The organism is Paraburkholderia sp. J8-2, from assembly GCF_905220195.1.
Taxonomy (GTDB): domain Bacteria; phylum Pseudomonadota; class Gammaproteobacteria; order Burkholderiales; family Burkholderiaceae; genus Paraburkholderia.
The window spans coordinates 211093-228239 of the sequence record NZ_CAJMZA010000009.1; the positions used below are offsets into that span (position 1 = coordinate 211093).

Consider the following 17147-nt stretch of genomic DNA (forward strand, 5'->3'; position numbering starts at 1 on the left):
CGCGCGGGTTCGGCTAAAATCGAAACAACGCGAGAACGAAGAGACCATGACAAGACGCATCATCCCCGTTGCCGATGTTCGATCGCTGCCGCCGGCATTGCCCGGTCAGGCTGCGGGGACCGTGCGCGCGCCGTCTGGCGCGGTCTTCGACGCGCTCGCCAGACCCCTGCGCGACCTGCGCATCTCGGTCACCGACCGCTGCAATTTCCGTTGCGTGTACTGCATGCCGCGTGCGGTGTTCGACAAGGACTACCCGTTTCTGCCCCATTCCGCGCTGCTCTCGCTCGAAGAAATCGAGCGGCTCGCGCGGCTTTTCGTCGCGCACGGCGTCACCAAGATCCGCCTCACGGGCGGTGAGCCGCTGCTGCGCAAGAACATCGAATTCCTGATCGAGCGCCTCGCCGCGCTGCGCACGCCCGACGGCGAGGCGCTCGACATCACGCTCACCACCAATGGCTCGCTGCTTGCGCGCAAGGCGCGCGCCCTGCGCGACGCCGGCCTCACGCGCGTGACGGTGAGCCTCGACGCCCTCGACGACGCCCTCTTTCGCCGCATGAACGACGCCGACTTCGCAGTGGCCGACGTGCTCGACGGCATCGAGGCGGCCCAAGCCGTGGGTCTCGCGCCGATCAAGGTCAACATGGTCGTCAAGCGCGGCACGAACGATGGCGAGATCGTGCCGCTTGCGCGGCATTTCCGCAGCACGGGCGTGACGCTGCGCTTCATCGAGTACATGGACGTGGGCACCTCGAACGGCTGGAACATGGCCGAAGTGCTGCCTTCGGCCGAGGTCGTCGCGCGGATTGCCGAGCAGTGGCCGCTCGTGCCGCTGGAGCCCCACACTGCCGCCGAAACAGCGCAACGCTGGGGCTACGCGGACGGCGCGGGCGAGATCGGCGCGATCTCCAGCGTGACTCGCGCGTTCTGCGGCGACTGCACGCGCGCGCGCCTTTCGACCGAAGGCAAGCTGTACCTGTGCCTTTTTGCCTCGATGGGCTACGACCTGCGCGCGCTGTTGCGCAACGGCGCCACCGACACGGCGATCTCCGGCGCCATCGCGCAGGTGTGGGAAGGCCGCGCCGACCGCTACTCGCAATTGCGAGGGAGCGCGCAGGCGCCGGGTTCCGCCGAAGAGCGGCGCATCGAAATGTCCTACATCGGCGGCTGAGACGCCAGCGACGCCGATGAGCGCCAGCATCATTGCCACCGGATCGATCACGGGCCTCGTGCTCGCGGGCGGGCGCGGCCAGCGCATGGGCGGCGCCGACAAAGGTTTGCAGATGCTGCACGGCAGGCCGCTCGCGGCCCACGTTCTTGAGCGCCTCGCTCCGCAGGTGGGCGCTCTCGCGATCAGCGCGAACCGCAACGGCGACGCCTACGCGGCACTTGGCGCGCCATGGCAAGCCCGCGTGCTCGCCGACACGCTGCCCGACTTCCCCGGCCCGCTCGCGGGGCTGCTCGCCGGACTGCGCGCGGCGCAAACCGACTGGCTCCTCACGGCGCCCTGCGACTCGCCCTGGCTGCCAGCCGATCTCGCCGAGCGCCTGAGCCACGCCGCGTTGGCACGGCAAGCGGACATCGTGACCGCGACCACGACGAATGCAGCAGGCGAGGTCTCGCTGCACCCTGTCTTCGCACTCGTGCGCACCGCGCTCGCCGACGACCTCGCGGCCTTTCTGGCTGCCGGCGAGCGCAAGGTGCGTGCGTGGTACGCGCGCCACACGGCCGCCGAAGTCGCCTTTGCCGATGAACGTGCGTTTTACAATATCAATTCCTTACAGGAACTGGCCGAACTCGAACGCGCCTGAATTGCAATCGGGCGGCGCCCGGCCAGCCGCCGTCCCCGGCACACGGCCGGCACGCCCGCCTGGACGATCGCCGCACAGGCCGTGCCACGCTTCCTCATTCGATGACCACGCTTAACCATCCCTCCGGCAACGCCGGGTGCATCAGCCAGTACGATCCGCAAGCTTTGCCCGTCAACGCCGCACAGGCCATCGTGCTGCAGTGGGTGACGCCGCTCGCGGCGAGCGAGCGCGTGCCGCTACGCGAGGCGCTCGCGCGCGTGCTGGCCGAAGACGTGATTTCGCCCATCGACGTCCCGGCGCACGACAACGCCGCGATGGACGGCTATGCGTTCGACGGCGCGGCGCTGGCCGACGCCTCCGGCCGTCTCTCGCTCACTGTGTGCGGCAAGGCCTTCGCCGGTCACGCCTACCCGGGCGACGTCGCCGCGCTCGCCTGCGTGCGCATCATGACCGGCGCGCCGATGCCCGCGGGCTGCGACACCGTCGTGCCCCAAGAGCACGTGTCGGCACACGGCGACGCCATCTCGTTCGAAGCGAACGTCGTCAGGCGAGGCGCGAATGCGCGCCGCAAGGGCGAGGATCTCGCGCACGGCGGCGTGGCGCTCGCGGCAGGCCGCGTACTGCGCGCTTCGGATATCGGCTTGCTTGCCTCGCTCGGACTCGTCGAGGCGAACGTCAAGCAACGCCTGCGCGTGGCCTACTTTTCGACCGGCGACGAATTGCGCTCGCCGGGCGAGCCGCTCGAGCCCGGCTGCATCTACGACAGCAACCGCTACGCGCTCGGCGCGATGCTCCAACGCCTGAACGTCGAGGCGATCGACCTGGGCGTCGTGCGCGACGACCCGGCGGCGCTCGCGGCAACGCTTAGAAAGGCTGCCGAAAGCGCTAATGTCGTGCTAACCTCCGGCGGCGTCTCGGTCGGCGAAGCCGATTTCACGCGCACCCAGTTGCAAACGCTCGGCGACGTCTCGTTCTGGGGCCTCGCCATGCGTCCTGGCCGCCCGCTTGCGTTCGGCCGCATCTGGTCGGGCGGACGCCCGGGCGCGGGCCGCGCGGCGCTCCTGTTCGGCTTGCCCGGCAACCCGGTCGCGACCATGGTCTCGTTCTACCAGATCGTGCGCCCCGCGCTCATGGCGATGGCGGGCGCGCAAGCGCAGCCCGTCCCGCTCGTGCCGGCACTGAGCGATCAGCCGATCAGAAAGCGTGCGGGACGCACGGAGTTCCAGCGCGGCCTTGCGCGCCGCGATAACAGCGGCCAGTGGCGCGTCACGCCGACCGGCTCGCAAAGCTCGGGCGCACTCAGCACGATGAGCGAGGCGAACTGCTTTATCGTGCTCGCCCACGAAGCCGGCGATCTCGACGCCGGCGACGCCGTCGACATCATGCTGTTCGATGGGCTCGTCTAGCGCGACGGCGCCGCAGAGGCCATCAAACGTATCCACACGTCCACACCTGCATAACGGACCGACTACTATGAAAAAACAGATCTCGTTCATCGCTGCGGGCCAGACCGCCAAGGCGCTCATCCTCGTGTACCTGACCTTCAGCGTGCCTATCGTGCTGCTCGGCGTGCTCGTGGCGTTCGTGCGCTATGGCTCGGTCGAACTCTCGACCATCTTCAGCGCGCTGCTGCTCAATGCGATCGTCGGCTTCATCCTGCTGTGGATCGCCTGCCACGCGTACAACTGGGTGGCCTCGCGCTTTGGCGGCATCGAGATCCATCTCTCCGACGTGCCCGAGGAAGCGTGATGACCGCAACGATTCGCGCCGCCACGCCCGCCGACGTCGGCGCCATGCACGCGCTGATGTATGAACTCGCCGAGTTCGAAAAACTCACGCATCTGTTCACGGGCACGGCCGATGGTCTCGCCGACGCCCTGTTCGGCGCGCGCCCCGCTGCCGAAGCGCTGGTGGCGGAAGACGCCGGCCGCATCGTCGGCTACGCGCTCTTTTTCCACAACTACTCGACCTTCCTGAGCCGCCGCGGTCTCTATCTCGAAGACCTGTACGTGCAGCCGTCGCAACGCGGCACCGGTCTCGGCACGGCAATGCTGCGCGCGCTCGCGGCGATCGCTGTCGAACGCGGCTGCGCCCGCTTCGAATGGACCGTGCTCGACTGGAATACGCCCGCTATCGGCTTCTATGAAAAGCTCGGCGCCACCGTGCTGCCCGACTGGCGCGTGGTGCGCATGACCGGCGACGCGCTCGACAAGCTCGCAGCGCCTGGCGAGACGGCGCTCGGGTAACACAACCGAACTGCACGCTCGAATGCAAACGGGCCGCCTGATTCAGGCGGCCCGTTCCCTTTTGGCGCGGCGGTTTTCCTCACTCGTCGCCGAATCCGCCTTCACTTCCCGCTTCGCCGTTGCGCAGCGCGTCGCCGAGCAGATTCGCGGCGGCCTCGCCCGGCAGCGCCTCGACGTCGCGCAGCTTGCGGTTCATCGCGCGCGTGCGCACCTCGGCGGCCTCGATGGAACGCGTGACGGTTTCGAGCTGCGACTTCGTGCGCGCGAGCACGTCGCCGAACTTGCCGAACTCCGTCTTCACCGCGCCGAGCACCTGCCACACCTCGCTCGAACGACGCTCGATGGCAAGCGTGCGGAACCCCATCTGAAGGCTGTTGAGGAGCGCCGTGAGCGTAGTCGGCCCCGCGACGCTCACGCGGTAGTCGCGCTGCAGCACATCGGTCAAACCGGGGCGGCGCAGGATTTCCGCGTACAGCCCTTCGGTCGGCAGGAACAGCAGCGCGAAATCGGTCGTGTGCGGCGGCGCGACGTACTTCTCGGCGATGGTGCGCGCCTCCGCGCGAATGCGCAGTTCGAGCGCGCGGCCCGCCTCCTCGATCGCGAGCGCGTCCGCGCGCTCCTGGGCGTCGATCAGACGCTCGTAGTCCTCGCGCGGAAATTTGGCGTCGATGGGCAGCCAGACCGGCTCGCCGGTTTCCCCAGCGCCGACGCCACGCCCGGGCAGACGAATCGCGAACTCCACGCGTTCACTGCTCCTCGGCACCGTCGCCACGTTCTTCGCGAACTGGTCGGGCGTGAGCATCTGCTCGAGCAACGCTTCGAGCTGCACCTCGCCCCACGTGCCGCGTGTCTTCACGTTGGTGAGCACCTTCTTCAGGTCGCCCACGCCCGCCGCCAGCGTCTGCATCTCGCCAAGTCCGCGATGGACCTGCTCCAGCCGGTCGGAAACGAGCTTGAACGATTCGCCAAGGCGCTGTTCGAGCGTCGCGTGCAGCTTCTCGTCGACGGTGCGGCGCATTTCCTCGAGCTTCGCCGCGTTGTTCGCTTCGATGTCCTTCAGACGCTGTTCGAGCGTCGCGCGCACTTCGGCGAAGCGCCGGTCGTTGACTTCGGTGAGTTGCGCGAGCTGCTGCGTGAGCAACGAGCCGAAGTGGCGCAGCGCGGCGCCCTGCTCGTCGCGCGCCACCTGGGCTTGCTGATGCAGGCTCTGGCGCACGGCGTCGAGCTGTTGCGTATTGGTCGCCGTGAGTTTGGCGAGCTGCTGGGCGAAGCCGTCGATCTGGCTGTTCTGCACCGTTGCCATGCTACCGAGCTGCGCTGCCAGCGCCTGCTGCACTTGCGCGAAGCCGCCGCCGAATTCGCTGCGCGAGCTCTGGGCGGTGCGCGCGATCTCGTTGCGCAGTTCGCGCTCGATGCGCTCGGCCGCGCGCGCCTGCGTGTCGGTCGAGGCGGCGAGGCGATCGCTCAGTTGATCGAGCGCGTCGAGCGTGGCCTCGGTGTCGCCCGCGCCATGACCGTGACGCGCGCGCAGCAACGCGACGAGCGTCACGACGAACGCGATCGCCAGTGCGATGATCGCCAGCGACATGACTGCAAACGGGCTCATGTACGCGCTTTCCCCAGCACGGCGGGGTTGATCGGGTTAGGCGGCTGCCCCGCGCGCGGCCCTTCGCCGAGCGCGGCGATGAGGTTGTCGGCGGCGAGGTTCGCCATGGCACGGCGCGTGGCTTCGCTCGCGCTTGCAATGTGCGGCGTGAGCACGACGTTCTCCACTTCGAGCAGCGCCGGATGCACGCGCGGCTCGCCTTCGAACACGTCGAGGCCCGCCGCCGCGATCTGGCGTGTGCGCAGCGCGTGCGCGAGCGCCCCGTCGTCGACGATGCCGCCGCGTGCGATGTTGGTGAGCGTGGCCGTGGGTTTCATCAGCGCGAGTTCCGCTGCGCCGATCGTGTGATGGTTTTCAGCCGTATAGGGCAGCACGAGCACGACATGGTCGGCCTGCTTGAGCAGGTCTTCCTTCGAGAGATAGTCGGCGTTCAGTTCGCGCTCGATCTCAGGCGCGACGCGCGAACGGTTGTGATAGACCACACGCATGTTGAAGCCGCGCGCGCGGCGCGCAAGCGCCTGACCGATACGCCCCATGCCGATCACGCCGAGCGTGGCGCCATAGATGTCCGAGCCGAGAAACGCGTCGAACGACCACTTGTCCCATTTGCCCGCGCGCAGGAAATGTTCGGACTCCGTCACGCGGCGCGCGGCTGCCATCATGAGCGCCCAGCCGAAGTCGGCCGTGGTTTCGTTGAGCACGTCGGGCGTGTTGGTGCCAAGCACGTTGGCCGCGTTGAAGGCGGCCATGTCAAAGTTGTTGTAGCCCACGGCCATGTTCGACACCGCGCGCAGGCGCGGCGCGGCGGCAAGCGCTGCGGCGCCGATCGGGTCGCCCGCGGTGAGCGCGCCGTCCTTGTCCGCGAGACGCTCGTGCAGCGCCTCGGGGGCAAGCGCCTCGCCGTTGTTCCAGTCCACGTCGAAATATTGCTTCAGCCGATCGATCACATCGGGAAAGATCGGGCGCGCCACGAGAATCTTTTGCATCGTTGCTCTCCACACTTCAGTCGTTGTCCGTCATTGTTGCGCGTGACGGGGCGCTCAGGGAAGTCTCGCGCGCTTTTCGAAAGCGCCTTCCAGGCAGCTGCGGCTAGACGAAAAAGAGCCAGGTGGCCACGAGAAAGACCGGCGTGAGCAGCAGGCCCGACCAGCCAAGATAGCCGAAGAAGCCCGGCATGCGCACGCCGCGCGACTGCGCGATCGCCTTCACCATGAAGTTCGGCGCGTTGCCGATATAGGTGAGCGCGCCCATCCACACGGCGCCCGCCGAAATCGCGGCCAGCGTTTTCGCACCGCCGGACATGAGCGCATTGGCGTCGCCGCCCGCGAGATTGAAGAACACGAGATACGTGGGCGCGTTGTCGAGAAACGACGAGAGCAGACCCGTCGCCCAGAAGTACATCGCTTCGTTGGGGCGGCCCGGCGCGTCATTCACGAAGCGGATCAGCGCGGCGAATGCACCCGCCTCGCCCGCGCGCAGCATCGCGATGACCGGCGCGATCGTCACGAAAATGCCCGCGAAGAGTTTGGCCACCTCGACGATCGGCGCCCACTCGAAACCGTTGTCGGCGCGCGCCTGTTTCGACGTGAACGCAAGTGAGATGAGTGCGAGCGCAACAAGTCCCGCATCGCGCACGAGATTCTGCAGCTGCACATGCGCGCCCGCGACTTCGAAGACGATACCCGGACGCCATATGCCGCTCATCAGCACGAGCGCGATGAGCAGCGCGAGCAGCACGAGATTCGCCTTGCCACCGATCGCGAGCGCGCCGGTGTCCGGCGTCGGGTCGAGCGAGGCGCCGCGCACTTCCCCGGCCTGGCTGAAGTACCAGCTATCGAGCGCATAGAAAACCGCGAGCAGCACGCCGCAGACGAACAGCATCGGAAGCGCTAGATGCTGCGCAGTCCAGAAGAATCCCACGCCGTTGAGGAAGCCGAGGAAAAGCGGCGGGTCGCCGAGCGGCGTGAGCAGGCCGCCCGCGTTCGCGACGAGAAAGATGAAAAACACGACCACGTGCACGTTGTGCCGTCGATTGTCGTTGGCGCGCAGGAGCGGCCGGATCAGCAGCATCGCCGCGCCCGTCGTGCCCATCACGCTTGCGAGCACGGTGCCTAGCGCGAGGATCGACGTATTCATGCGCGGCGAGCCACGCAAATTCCCATACACGCAGATGCCGCCTGCGATCGTATAAAGCGCGCCGAGCAGCACGATGAACGGAAGATATTCGTCGATCACGGCGTGCACGAAGAGCGGATACGTCGCGCCGGGACCGTGCGTGGCCGCGAACGGCAGCAGGAAGGCCAGCGCCCAGGCCGCCGAGATCTTGCCGAAATGGTGATGCCAGAACGTGGCCGCGAACATGGGGAAGAACGCGATCGACAGAAGCATGCCGGCGAACGGCAGCGCCCAGGCCGCGCCAAGCGAGGCTCCGTCGAACGTCGCAGCGTGTGCGCTCGTGCTGAACAGTGTGAGTGCAGCGAAGAGCGCTCCCGCGCAGGCGCTCGCCGCGTTGCGCTTACGCGCCATGCACGACGATCACATGCACGCGATACGGCCCGTGCGCGCCAAGAATGATGGTCTGCTCGATGTCGCCGGTGCGCGAGGGCCCCGAAACGAAATTGACCGCACGCGGCAGTTCTCCGCGCTCGGCGCGCATGAGCGCGAAGGCGTCCTCGTGGCCCGCGACGATGCGCGAAGCGGGCACGACAGCGATGTGCGTTTCGGGCAACAGCGCGCCCGAGGCCCAGGTTTGCGGGCTGGAGAGCAGCACCAGCGTGCCAGTTTCGGCCGTGGCGCAAAAACACCCTGTGAGGCCGACGAGATCGCGGTCTTCCGGCTTGCGGAATTGAACCGCGAGACCCGCGCCGGCCCAGTCGAAGGTTTCGAGCGTTTGCCACGCGACAGCCTGCATCGGCAGGCTGCGCTCGGCGAGATAACGTTGCGCGGCGGCGGGCACGTCGGCCATCTGCTGGACTTCGTCGACGGTGCTCGACATCTTGCGCGCCTCGCCAACGAAGCGCGCAACGAGGTCGCCTTCGAGCGGCGGACGCGGACCTTCGGGATGCTGCGCGAGGTAGTCGGCCACGGCTTCGCGTTCGTGCGCCGCGGGCGTAGCCTCGCGTCCCTGCGCCGCGCGAATGCGCGCGAGTATGCTGCGGCGGGCGGCCGTCGTGTCCATGAACGTCCTCGTCAAATGAAGAAAAGCGACGCGCCGATTATACCGGGGCGTCGCCTTGTGATTGACGGGTTCCGTGTGCGCTTCTTTACGCGCCTATTTGCCCGCGCACTCCTCTTCCACGGGCTGCTCGATGCCGAACACCTGGCGCAGATAGGCGAGATACGCCTTGTCGTCGCACATGTTCTTGCCCGGCGAATCGGAGAGCTTGGCAACAGGCTGGCCGTTGCAGCGAACCATCTTGATGACGATCTGCAGCGGCTGATAGCCGAGGTCGTTGGTGAGATTCGTGCCCACGCCGAACGCGAGGCGGCAGCGGTCGCCGAAACGCTCGTACAGGCGCAGCACCTTGGGAATGTCGAGCGCGTCCGAGAAGATCATTGTCTTCGTGCGCGGGTCGCAGCGGTTGTCCTCGTAGTGCTTGAGCAGGCGCTCGCCCCACTCGAACGGATCGCCAGAATCGTGCCGCGCGCCGTCGAAGAGCTTGCAGAAATACATGTCGAAGTCGCGCAGGAAGGCCTGCATGCCGTAGACGTCCGAGAGCGCGATGCCGAGGTCGCCGCGATACTCCTTCGCCCACATCTCGAAGCCATAGATTTGCGAGTCGCGCAGGCGCGGTCCGAGCGCCTGACACGCCTGCAGGTACTCGTGCGCCATCGTGCCGAGCGGCGTGAGGTTGTGCTTCATCGCGTAGTAGACGTTGCTCGTGCCGGTGAACTGCTCGCCGAGATCGTCCTTGAGCGTGAGGATGACTTCTTCGTGCCAGCGCTTCGAGAAACGGCGGCGCGTGCCGTAGTCGGCGATCTTGCAGTCGGCGAATTCAGGCTTCGCGCCGAGCAATTCGATCTTGTGGCGCAGGCGCTCGCGCCCCTCCTCATACTGCGGATGATGCTGCGTGTTGCGGAAATACACCTCGTTGACGATGGCGAGCACCGGGATCTCGAAAAGGATCGTGTGCAGCCACGGCCCCTTGATCTCGATGTCGATTTCGCCGTTGCCCTTGGGCGACGGCGTGATCGAGATGTACTTTTCGTTGAGGTGAAAGAGCGCGAGAAAGTCGATGAAGTCGCCCTTGATGAAGCGCATCTTGCGCAGATACTCGAGCTCGGGCTCGGCGAAGCGCAGCCTGCAGAGCTTCTGGATCTCGCTGCGGATCTCGTCGATGTAGGGCACGAGATCGACGTTCGGCGTGCGGCAGCGGAAACGGTATTCCACATTGGCCGCGGGGAAATGATGCAGCACCACCTGCATCATCGTGAATTTGTACAGATCGGTATCGAGCAGCGAAGTAATGATCATGATGGGCCAGCCGGACTGCAATCGGATAGCGCCCGCGAAGCGGGAACCGGACTCGCTGCGCGGCAGATGCCTCGCAGCGGCTCCGGGCGGCGAGCGCCAGCGGTGCGCCCATGTTACCCGAATGCCTGCGCGCCCCGCGTGCCCGCCGGCACGTCCCCTTGTTCGCAAGGGGTAAAACGGTGCGGATCACCCCATCATATAAACTAATCACGAAACGATATAAGGACGGTTACGGGCCCGTGGTTGGGGTAATTCCTCATCAGTTACAATAGCGCCTTTGGCGAACCGCCATCCCCCGATACAAAAAGCTTGCAGGAGCTGCCTGAATGACTCACGTTGTGACCGAAAGCTGCATCAAGTGCCGCTATACCGACTGCGTCGATGTGTGCCCGGTGGACTGCTTTCGCGAAGGTCCCAACTTCCTCGCGATCGACCCGGACGAGTGCATCGACTGCGCCGTGTGCGTTGCGGAATGCCCGGTGAACGCCATCTACGCCGAGGAAGACGTGCCTGGCGACCAGCAATCGTTCATCGAGCTGAATGCCGACCTCGCCAAGAACTGGCCGAGCATCACCAAGACCAAGGCCCCGCTGCCGGAAGCCGACGAATTCAAGGACGTGAAGGACAAGCTCGCGCTGCTCGCACGCTGATTGCACGTTAATCGCACGCTGATCGCGGATTGCCCTTAAAGAGATAGCGACGGGGTATTGACAGGTCTAGCCATACCCCATAGAATCTCGTTCTCTGCTTTTGTTGATCCCCGATAGCTCAGTCGGTAGAGCGCCGGACTGTTAATCCGTAGGTCCCTGGTTCGAGCCCAGGTCGGGGAGCCAAGATTCGCAAAAGCCCGTTAATCACAACGGGCTTTTTTATGACGTAAAGAGTTGTAGCTGTATTGCTGTTCCCCGATAGCTCAGTCGGTAGAGCGCCGGACTGTTAATCCGTAGGTCCCTGGTTCGAGCCCAGGTCGGGGAGCCAAAATATCGAGGGGTTGCGTGTTTGCACGCAACCCCTTTTTCTTTTGCTGCGCGTGTTGTGCATACAGCGAGGCTGCGTCGTCAGTGCAGCCGAATGTCTTCGCAGTCTCACCCTGACACTCCCCTCCCTCCCCGATAATGTCGATTCGTCATCTTCGGGAATCCGCATGAAATCCGACCGCCTCACCGCCCTCCTCGCCGGCGCGAGCCTCGTCGCCTCGGCCGCTGCCCACGCCGAACAGATCGGCAGCGTGAACACCAACTTCCGCGTGACCGGTTCCGACAAAGTCGTCGTCGAAGCCTACGACGATCCGCAGGTGCAAGGCGTCACCTGCTATGTCTCCCGCGCGCGCACGGGCGGCGTGAAGGGCACGCTCGGCATTGCGGAAGATCCGACCGAGGCGTCGATCGCGTGCCGGCAGGTCGGGCCGATCTCGTTCACAGGCCCGCTCAAGCAGCAAGACGACGTCTTCAACGAGCGCATGTCGTTCCTGTTCAAGACGTTGCACGTCGTGCGCGTGGTCGACGCGAAGCGCAACGCGCTCGTGTATCTGACCTACAGCGACCGGGTGGTGAGCGGCAGCGCCAAGAACAGCGTCACGGCCGTACCGGTGCCGGCGGGCACGACGATTCCGCTGCGCTAAACTGGGGATCTGAGCCGGATCCCTCACCATGACCGATTCCCGTTTTCGAGATTCCGCCCGCTACTGGCGCACGCCGCTTCTGCCCGGCGCGGATCTCGTCACGGCCGAATACAACGAACATACGTTCGCGCCCCACTGGCACGAGGCGTACACGATCCCCGTAATCGAGGGCGGCGCCGAATGCTATCGCTATCGCGGCGCGCAGCACGTCGCCGAAACGGGCAGCGTGCCGGTCATCAATCCCGGCGAGCTGCACACGGGCTCGCGCGCCGCCGAGGAAGGCTGGAGCTATCGGGTGATGTACGTGCCGATCGACTTCCTGCACGATCTCGCCGGCGAAATCGCGGGGCGCGCGCAGCCGCTGCCGTGGTTCGACACGGAGGTGATCCACGATCTCGATCTCGCGCATCGGCTCTCGCGCGCACACCGTCTGCTCGAAGCCGACGCCGACTGGCGGCGCGCCGCAGCTCAATCCAGCACGAGCGCCGGCTTGGCGGCGCTTCCCACCGCTTCCGATGCGCAGCGCTCCGATCTGCTCGCCGTAGAAGGTGCACTGCTCGACGCGCTCTCGACGCTGCTCACGCGCTACGGCCGCACGCGCGAGGCGGCGCTCAGGCACGGCCCGAACGATCCGCGTGTGGAAACGATGAAGGCGCTCCTCGCCGCCGATCTCGCCATGCCGTTGCGCGTGGCCGATCTCGCCCACGCAGTCGGCCTCTCGCCCTTTCACGCCACGCGGCTCTTCACGCAGGCGACCGGGCTGCCGCCGCACGCCTGGCGCACGCAGTTGCGCCTGCAACGCGCGCTCGGCCCGTTGCGCGAAGGCGCCTCGGTGGCCGACGTCGCCGCGGCGAGCGGCTTCACCGACCAGAGCCATTTCACACGGCACTTCCGGCGTATGTTCGGCGTGCCGCCGGGGCGCTGGCAGTCGTTCTGAAGGCGCAAGCCCGCCTCGCGCCGCAAGAACGTACAAGCCACCCGCACGGGCGGCCGTTATGCTGTCCCCTTGTATCAGGAGGACAGTTTGACCACGCATCCCAACCGCTTCACCGAATTCATCGCCGGCGCGCGCGACACGATCCCCATGATGATCGGCGCCGCGCCGTTCGGCGTGATCTTCGGCACGCTCGTCACCTCGGGCCCGCTTTCGCTCTGGCACGGCCAGTTCATGTCGCTCGCCGTGTTCGCCGGCTCCGCGCAGTTCATCGCGCTCGGGCTGATCGCCTCGCACGCGAGCTTCGCTGTCATTCTTGCCACCACGTTCATCGTGAACCTGCGGCACGTGCTCTACAGCGCAACGCTCGCGCCCTATGTCTCGCATCTGCCGCTGCGCTGGCGTCTCGTGCTCGGCGGCCTGCTCACCGACGAGGTCTTCGCGGTCGCGTGGGCGCATTTCCGCCGCCATCCGCCCGGCGACGACGTCTCGCCGTGGCATTTCCTCGGTTCGGGCGTCTCGATGTACCTGAACTGGCAGCTCTGGACCGCGGCCGGCCTGCTGTTCGGCGCGGCGTTTCCGGGCCTGCAGTCGCTCGGCCTCGACTTCGCGATGGTCGCGACCTTCATCGCCATCGTCGTGCCACAGTTGGTTGCCGTGCGCTACCTCGCCGCTGCCGCGACCGCGGGCGCGCTCGCCTTTTTCTGGCAGGGCTGGCCGTACAAGCTCGGGCTGCTCGGCGCCGTGCTCGCAGGCGTGGTCGTGGGCGTCGTCCTCTCGCGCCCGGGTTCCTCGCGCGGCGTCCGCGCCGCAAGCGACTCCGCCCGCAAGCCCACCAACGTCCAACGCACCGCAGGAGCCGGGCAATGAACTACGTCGTCCTGATTCTCGGCATGGCCCTCATCACCCTCGTCATTCGCACGGCGGTGTTCGTGCTCGGCGACCGGCTCGTGTTCCCGCCGCTCGTGCGCACCGCGCTCGGCTTCGTGCCCGTTACCGTACTCACGGCCATCATCGTGCCGATGGCGGTCTCGCCCCACGGCCAGGGCGCCGAGCTGACCTGGCGCAACCCGCAGCTCGTCGGCGCGCTCGCGGCCATTGTTGTCAGCGCGCTCACGAAGCGGCCGCTCCTCACCATCGCGGTCGGGCTCGGCGTGTTCTTCCTCTGGCAAGGCGTCGTGCTGCGCTAGAGCGTCCCCTCGCCCCTTACGCTCAAGTTTCACCCCGGCGCGCCGTTAAACCCGTCAAGGCCTGCTCTGGCAGGCCACTGCTCGAACGGCGAGAGCACGCGAGAAGCGATAAGGATTACACCGGGGCAACCACAATGGGGCATATCACCCTTAACCTGAAGGATGAAACGCTTGCGTCGCTGCGCAAGGATTTCGACGCGTTCCTGCGCGTCTCGCTCAAACTCGACCCGCAGTTCGCCACGCCGGAATTCGAGGACTACCTGCGTGCGAAGCTGCTCGACAACATGACGCCGCTCACGGAGCACGCTGTCCAGCGGCTCCTGCAAGGCGGCCAGTACGCATGGGCCAAGCGCACGCTCGACAAGGAGTTCCCCGAGGTCGTCTCGATCCTGATGCGTCAGGCGGGCGAATTCGGTTTCGGCTTTGCGTCGCGGCCCGAGTGGACACCGGACGAACTCTCGAAGCAGTGCCGCGACTGGGCGGCCGCCATCGTGAGCGAAGCCCAAGGCGAAGAAGCGCTGATCGATCCGCTGGCTGCGCAGATCAAATCGGGCGTGCAGGACATCCAGACGCTCGAAGAGACGATGCAGACGCCCGCGTGGCGGCTCACCGAGTCGCTGCGTCAGCGGGTGTACGAAGCGAAGATCGGCTGCGAGCAGGCTAGCGGCAGCCTGGCGCGCGAGCGCCTGGGTGAACTGCGCGGGCTCTTGAGGCTCGGCGTCACGCATGGCGTGTTCCAGAAGCAGGAAGCGCAACAGATCATGGAATATCTGCGCTTGCTCAAGCCCGAGATTTTCGTCGAGGAGCCCGACGACGTCTTCACGCGCTTCGCCGCGTGGCTGCGCAACTTCTTCATGCCGCCGCAGCGTGGCACCGCGCGCGAACAGGGGCGCTAGACGCGCCTCGCTGAGAACGCCCCGCCAGGCGCGCTCATTAGTCCCACATCTTCCTGAGTTTCGCGGCGATCTCGACCTTCGCATGCGCGGCGGCGGCGAGTCCCGCCGCGCTCGGCGCGCCCGCCACGGGCGCGGGCGGCCATGCGCGCGACTCGAATAGCGGCAGCATGGGCGCGGCGATGAAGCGCGTGCGCGAGGCCCATACGTGCCGGTCGCCCGACGCCACCTGGTTGTGCACGTAAAAGCGCTGCGGCACGACGATGTGCAGATCCTCTTTCGCGCGCGTCATCGCCACATAGAGCAGCCGCCGCTCCTCCTCCAGCTCCTCGTCGCTGCCCGCGCCGAGATCGGACGGAATGCAGCCGTCCACGCCATTGAGCACGAACACGTTGCGCCACTCCTGCCCTTTCGCCGAATGGATCGTCGAGAGGATCAGATAGTCCTCGTCGAGCAGCGGATCGGCGGATTCGGCGCTCGTGGCGTCCGGCGGATCGAGCGTGAGTTCGGTGAGAAAGCGCTCGCGCGAGGCGTAAGTGCTCGCAATGCTCTCCATTTGCAGCAAATCGGCCAGACGCACCTGGGCGTCCTCGTGATTGCGCTCGAGATGCGGCTCGTACCAGCGCCGCACGCGCTCGAATTCGGCGGGCCACGGTGTGGCGCGCATGGAGAGACTGTCGATGAGCGACGCGAACGCCGGCCAGTCCTCAGCCGCGCGCGGCGGCGGCGCGAAGGCCGCGAGCGCCTCGGCGGCGCGATACGCGCCCGTGCACGCGGCCACCTGGTCGAGCAGGCGCGCGGCGTTGGCGGGCCCCACGCCCGGCAGCAATTGCGTCACGCGAAAGCCCGCCACGCGATCGAGCGGATTCTCGGCCCAGCGCAACACCGCCAGCACGTCCTTCACGTGCGCGGCGTCGAGAAAACGCAGGCCGCCAAACTTCACGAACGGGATATTGCGCCGCGCCAGTTCGATTTCGAGCGTGGCGCTGTGGTGCGCCGCGCGAAACAGCACGGCCTGCTGCTTGAGCTTCATGCCCGCTTCACGCGCCTCGAGAATCTGCTCGACGACGTAGCGCGCCTGAGTCGCCTCGTCAGCCACCGTGACGAGGCGCGGGCGCTGCTGCGAGGGGCGATCGGTCCACAGGTTCTTGGTGAAGCGCTCGGCGGCGGCGTCGATCACGGCGTTCGAAGCGGCGAGGATCGGCGCCGTCGAGCGGTAGTTGCGCTCGAGCGTCACCTGGCGCGCGGGCGGATCGAACTGCGCCGGAAAGTCGAGAATGTTGCGCACCGTCGCGCCGCGAAACGAATAGATCGCCTGGGCGTCGTCGCCGACCACGGTCAGGCCGCGGCCGTCGGGCTTGAGCGCGAGCAGGATCGAGGCCTGCAGGCGGTTGGTGTCCTGGTATTCGTCGACGAGGATGTGGTCGAAGCGGCCCGCAAGATCGGCGGCAATCGCCGGCTCCGCGGCCATGTGCGCCCAGTAGAGCAGCAGGTCGTCATAGTCGAGGACGTTCTGCTTTTGCTTGGCGTCCACGTAGGCCGCGAACAGCGCGCGCAGTTGCGGCTCCCATTCGAGGCACCACGAGAACGACCGATTGAGCACGCTGGCGAGCGAGTCGCCCGTGTTGACCGCGCGCGAGTAGATCGCAAGGCACGTCGACTTCGAGGGGAAGCGCTTTTCCTTCGCCGAGAATCCGAGTTCGTGGCGCACGAGGTTCATGAGATCGGCGGAATCTTCGCGGTCGTTGATCGTGAACGCCGGCGAAAGGCCGATGTGATCCGCGTACTCGCGCAACAACCGTGCGCCCACGCCGTGAAAAGTGCCCGCCCAGCCAAGCCCTTGTGCGAGCACTGCGGCCGCGCCGGGCGCGCTGGCGGCGATGCGCGCCACGCGCCGCGTCATTTCCTGCGCGGCGCGCCGCGAGAACGTAAGCAGCAGGATGCGGTGAGGGTCGGCGCCACCCGCGATCAGATGCGCGACGCGGTGAGCGAGCGTATTGGTCTTGCCCGACCCGGCCCCTGCGATCACGAGCAGCGGGCCCGGCAGCGCCGAGCCCGGCGCGTAGCCCGCTTCGCCGCCGTGCTCGACGGCCTCGCGCTGCGCGTCGTTGAGTTTCGCGAGCCACGAAGAAACGGCAGTGGCTGCGTCGGCACGCGCCTGGCTGGCGTTGGAGACAGAAGAATCGGCAACGGAAACTGTGGACACGGCGGGCGCTGGGACGATGGACGTGGCGAATCGGAAAGAGGCGACGCATACTGTATATCCATACACCCCGCATCCGCAAGCGCCTGATTCCATGGCGATCTGGCGGGATTTAACGACAACGCCGCGGCGCGTTTCGAGCATCATGAAGCGAAGCGGCGGCGTCCGTTGC

Annotated in this window: 17 protein-coding genes and 2 tRNA genes; 13 read left to right on the forward strand and 6 right to left on the reverse strand. The window is 66.6% G+C overall.

Annotated features, from left to right (window positions below; translation table 11 throughout):
* The first annotated feature begins 46 nt into the window (after window positions 1-46).
* From moaA to U5A52_RS21500, 5 genes are all read left to right on the forward strand, one after another.
* Window positions 47-1168, forward strand: a complete 1122-nt coding sequence (moaA, locus tag U5A52_RS21480) for a GTP 3',8-cyclase MoaA (protein ID WP_321936111.1) — start codon at window positions 47-49, stop codon at window positions 1166-1168.
* Between the two features lie 16 nt (window positions 1169-1184).
* The gene (gene mobA, locus U5A52_RS21485) at window positions 1185-1808 is read left to right on the forward strand and encodes a molybdenum cofactor guanylyltransferase MobA (RefSeq protein WP_321912558.1); all 624 of its coding nucleotides are present in this window, start codon (window positions 1185-1187) and stop codon (window positions 1806-1808) included.
* 101 nt (window positions 1809-1909) lie between these two features.
* Window positions 1910-3214: a gephyrin-like molybdotransferase Glp gene (gene glp, locus U5A52_RS21490; protein ID WP_321936112.1), complete on the forward strand. Its 1305-nt coding sequence runs from the start codon at window positions 1910-1912 to the stop codon at window positions 3212-3214.
* Window positions 3215-3281: 67 nt separating this feature from the next.
* Window positions 3282-3557 (forward strand): hypothetical protein, encoded by a 276-nt coding sequence (locus tag U5A52_RS21495; RefSeq protein WP_028212919.1) that lies wholly within the window; start codon window positions 3282-3284, stop codon window positions 3555-3557.
* Complete coding sequence (locus tag U5A52_RS21500) at window positions 3557-4054, forward strand: GNAT family N-acetyltransferase (protein WP_321912561.1); 498 nt, start codon at window positions 3557-3559, stop codon at window positions 4052-4054. The genes U5A52_RS21495 and U5A52_RS21500 overlap by 1 nt, the downstream gene beginning before the upstream one ends.
* 79 nt (window positions 4055-4133) lie before the next feature.
* Here U5A52_RS21500 and U5A52_RS21505 read toward each other — a convergent pair whose 3' ends face one another.
* The 5 genes from U5A52_RS21505 to pncB form a co-directional block, all read right to left on the reverse strand.
* Window positions 4134-5660, reverse strand: coding sequence for a DNA recombination protein RmuC (locus tag U5A52_RS21505; RefSeq protein ID WP_415774033.1), 1527 nt, complete (start codon window positions 5658-5660; stop codon window positions 4134-4136).
* Complete coding sequence (locus tag U5A52_RS21510; protein WP_321912562.1) at window positions 5657-6646, reverse strand: D-glycerate dehydrogenase; 990 nt, start codon at window positions 6644-6646, stop codon at window positions 5657-5659. Before U5A52_RS21510 ends, U5A52_RS21505 begins: the two co-directional genes overlap by 4 nt.
* A 103-nt stretch (window positions 6647-6749) precedes the next feature.
* The gene (locus tag U5A52_RS21515) at window positions 6750-8186 is read right to left on the reverse strand and encodes a sodium:proton antiporter (protein ID WP_321936113.1); all 1437 of its coding nucleotides are present in this window, start codon (window positions 8184-8186) and stop codon (window positions 6750-6752) included.
* Window positions 8176-8838, reverse strand: coding sequence for a lactate utilization protein C (locus U5A52_RS21520; protein WP_321936114.1), 663 nt, complete (start codon window positions 8836-8838; stop codon window positions 8176-8178). Before U5A52_RS21520 ends, U5A52_RS21515 begins: the two co-directional genes overlap by 11 nt.
* A 93-nt stretch (window positions 8839-8931) precedes the next feature.
* Window positions 8932-10134: a nicotinate phosphoribosyltransferase gene (gene pncB / locus U5A52_RS21525; RefSeq protein ID WP_321912566.1), complete on the reverse strand. Its 1203-nt coding sequence runs from the start codon at window positions 10132-10134 to the stop codon at window positions 8932-8934.
* Between the two features lie 326 nt (window positions 10135-10460).
* Between pncB and fdxA the strand changes: the two genes are divergently transcribed.
* The 8 genes from fdxA (at window position 10461) to U5A52_RS21565 (ending at window position 14775) form a co-directional block, all read left to right on the forward strand.
* Window positions 10461-10784 (forward strand): ferredoxin FdxA, encoded by a 324-nt coding sequence (gene fdxA / locus U5A52_RS21530; RefSeq protein WP_321912568.1) that lies wholly within the window; start codon window positions 10461-10463, stop codon window positions 10782-10784.
* Between the two features lie 107 nt (window positions 10785-10891).
* Window positions 10892-10967 (forward strand) — tRNA-Asn (locus U5A52_RS21535).
* A 69-nt stretch (window positions 10968-11036) separates the two neighbouring features.
* Window positions 11037-11112 (forward strand) — tRNA-Asn (locus U5A52_RS21540).
* 166 nt (window positions 11113-11278) lie between these two features.
* Complete coding sequence (locus U5A52_RS21545; protein WP_321936115.1) at window positions 11279-11755, forward strand: CreA family protein; 477 nt, start codon at window positions 11279-11281, stop codon at window positions 11753-11755.
* A gap of 28 nt (window positions 11756-11783) precedes the next feature.
* Complete coding sequence (locus U5A52_RS21550) at window positions 11784-12692, forward strand: AraC family transcriptional regulator (protein WP_321936116.1); 909 nt, start codon at window positions 11784-11786, stop codon at window positions 12690-12692.
* A gap of 147 nt (window positions 12693-12839) precedes the next feature.
* Window positions 12840-13559 (forward strand): AzlC family ABC transporter permease, encoded by a 720-nt coding sequence (locus U5A52_RS21555; protein ID WP_321912652.1) that lies wholly within the window; start codon window positions 12840-12842, stop codon window positions 13557-13559.
* A complete protein-coding gene (locus U5A52_RS21560; RefSeq protein WP_158758285.1) occupies window positions 13556-13879 on the forward strand; it encodes an AzlD domain-containing protein in 324 nt (107 codons plus the stop codon). The genes U5A52_RS21555 and U5A52_RS21560 overlap by 4 nt, the downstream gene beginning before the upstream one ends.
* 134 nt (window positions 13880-14013) lie before the next feature.
* Window positions 14014-14775, forward strand: a complete 762-nt coding sequence (locus U5A52_RS21565) for a DUF4088 family protein (protein ID WP_321936117.1) — start codon at window positions 14014-14016, stop codon at window positions 14773-14775.
* Window positions 14776-14812: 37 nt separating this feature from the next.
* On the opposite strand, the gene U5A52_RS21570 is transcribed toward U5A52_RS21565, so the two are convergent.
* Window positions 14813-17071, reverse strand: coding sequence for an ATP-dependent helicase (locus U5A52_RS21570; RefSeq protein ID WP_321936118.1), 2259 nt, complete (start codon window positions 17069-17071; stop codon window positions 14813-14815).
* Window positions 17072-17147: the final 76 nt, after the last annotated feature.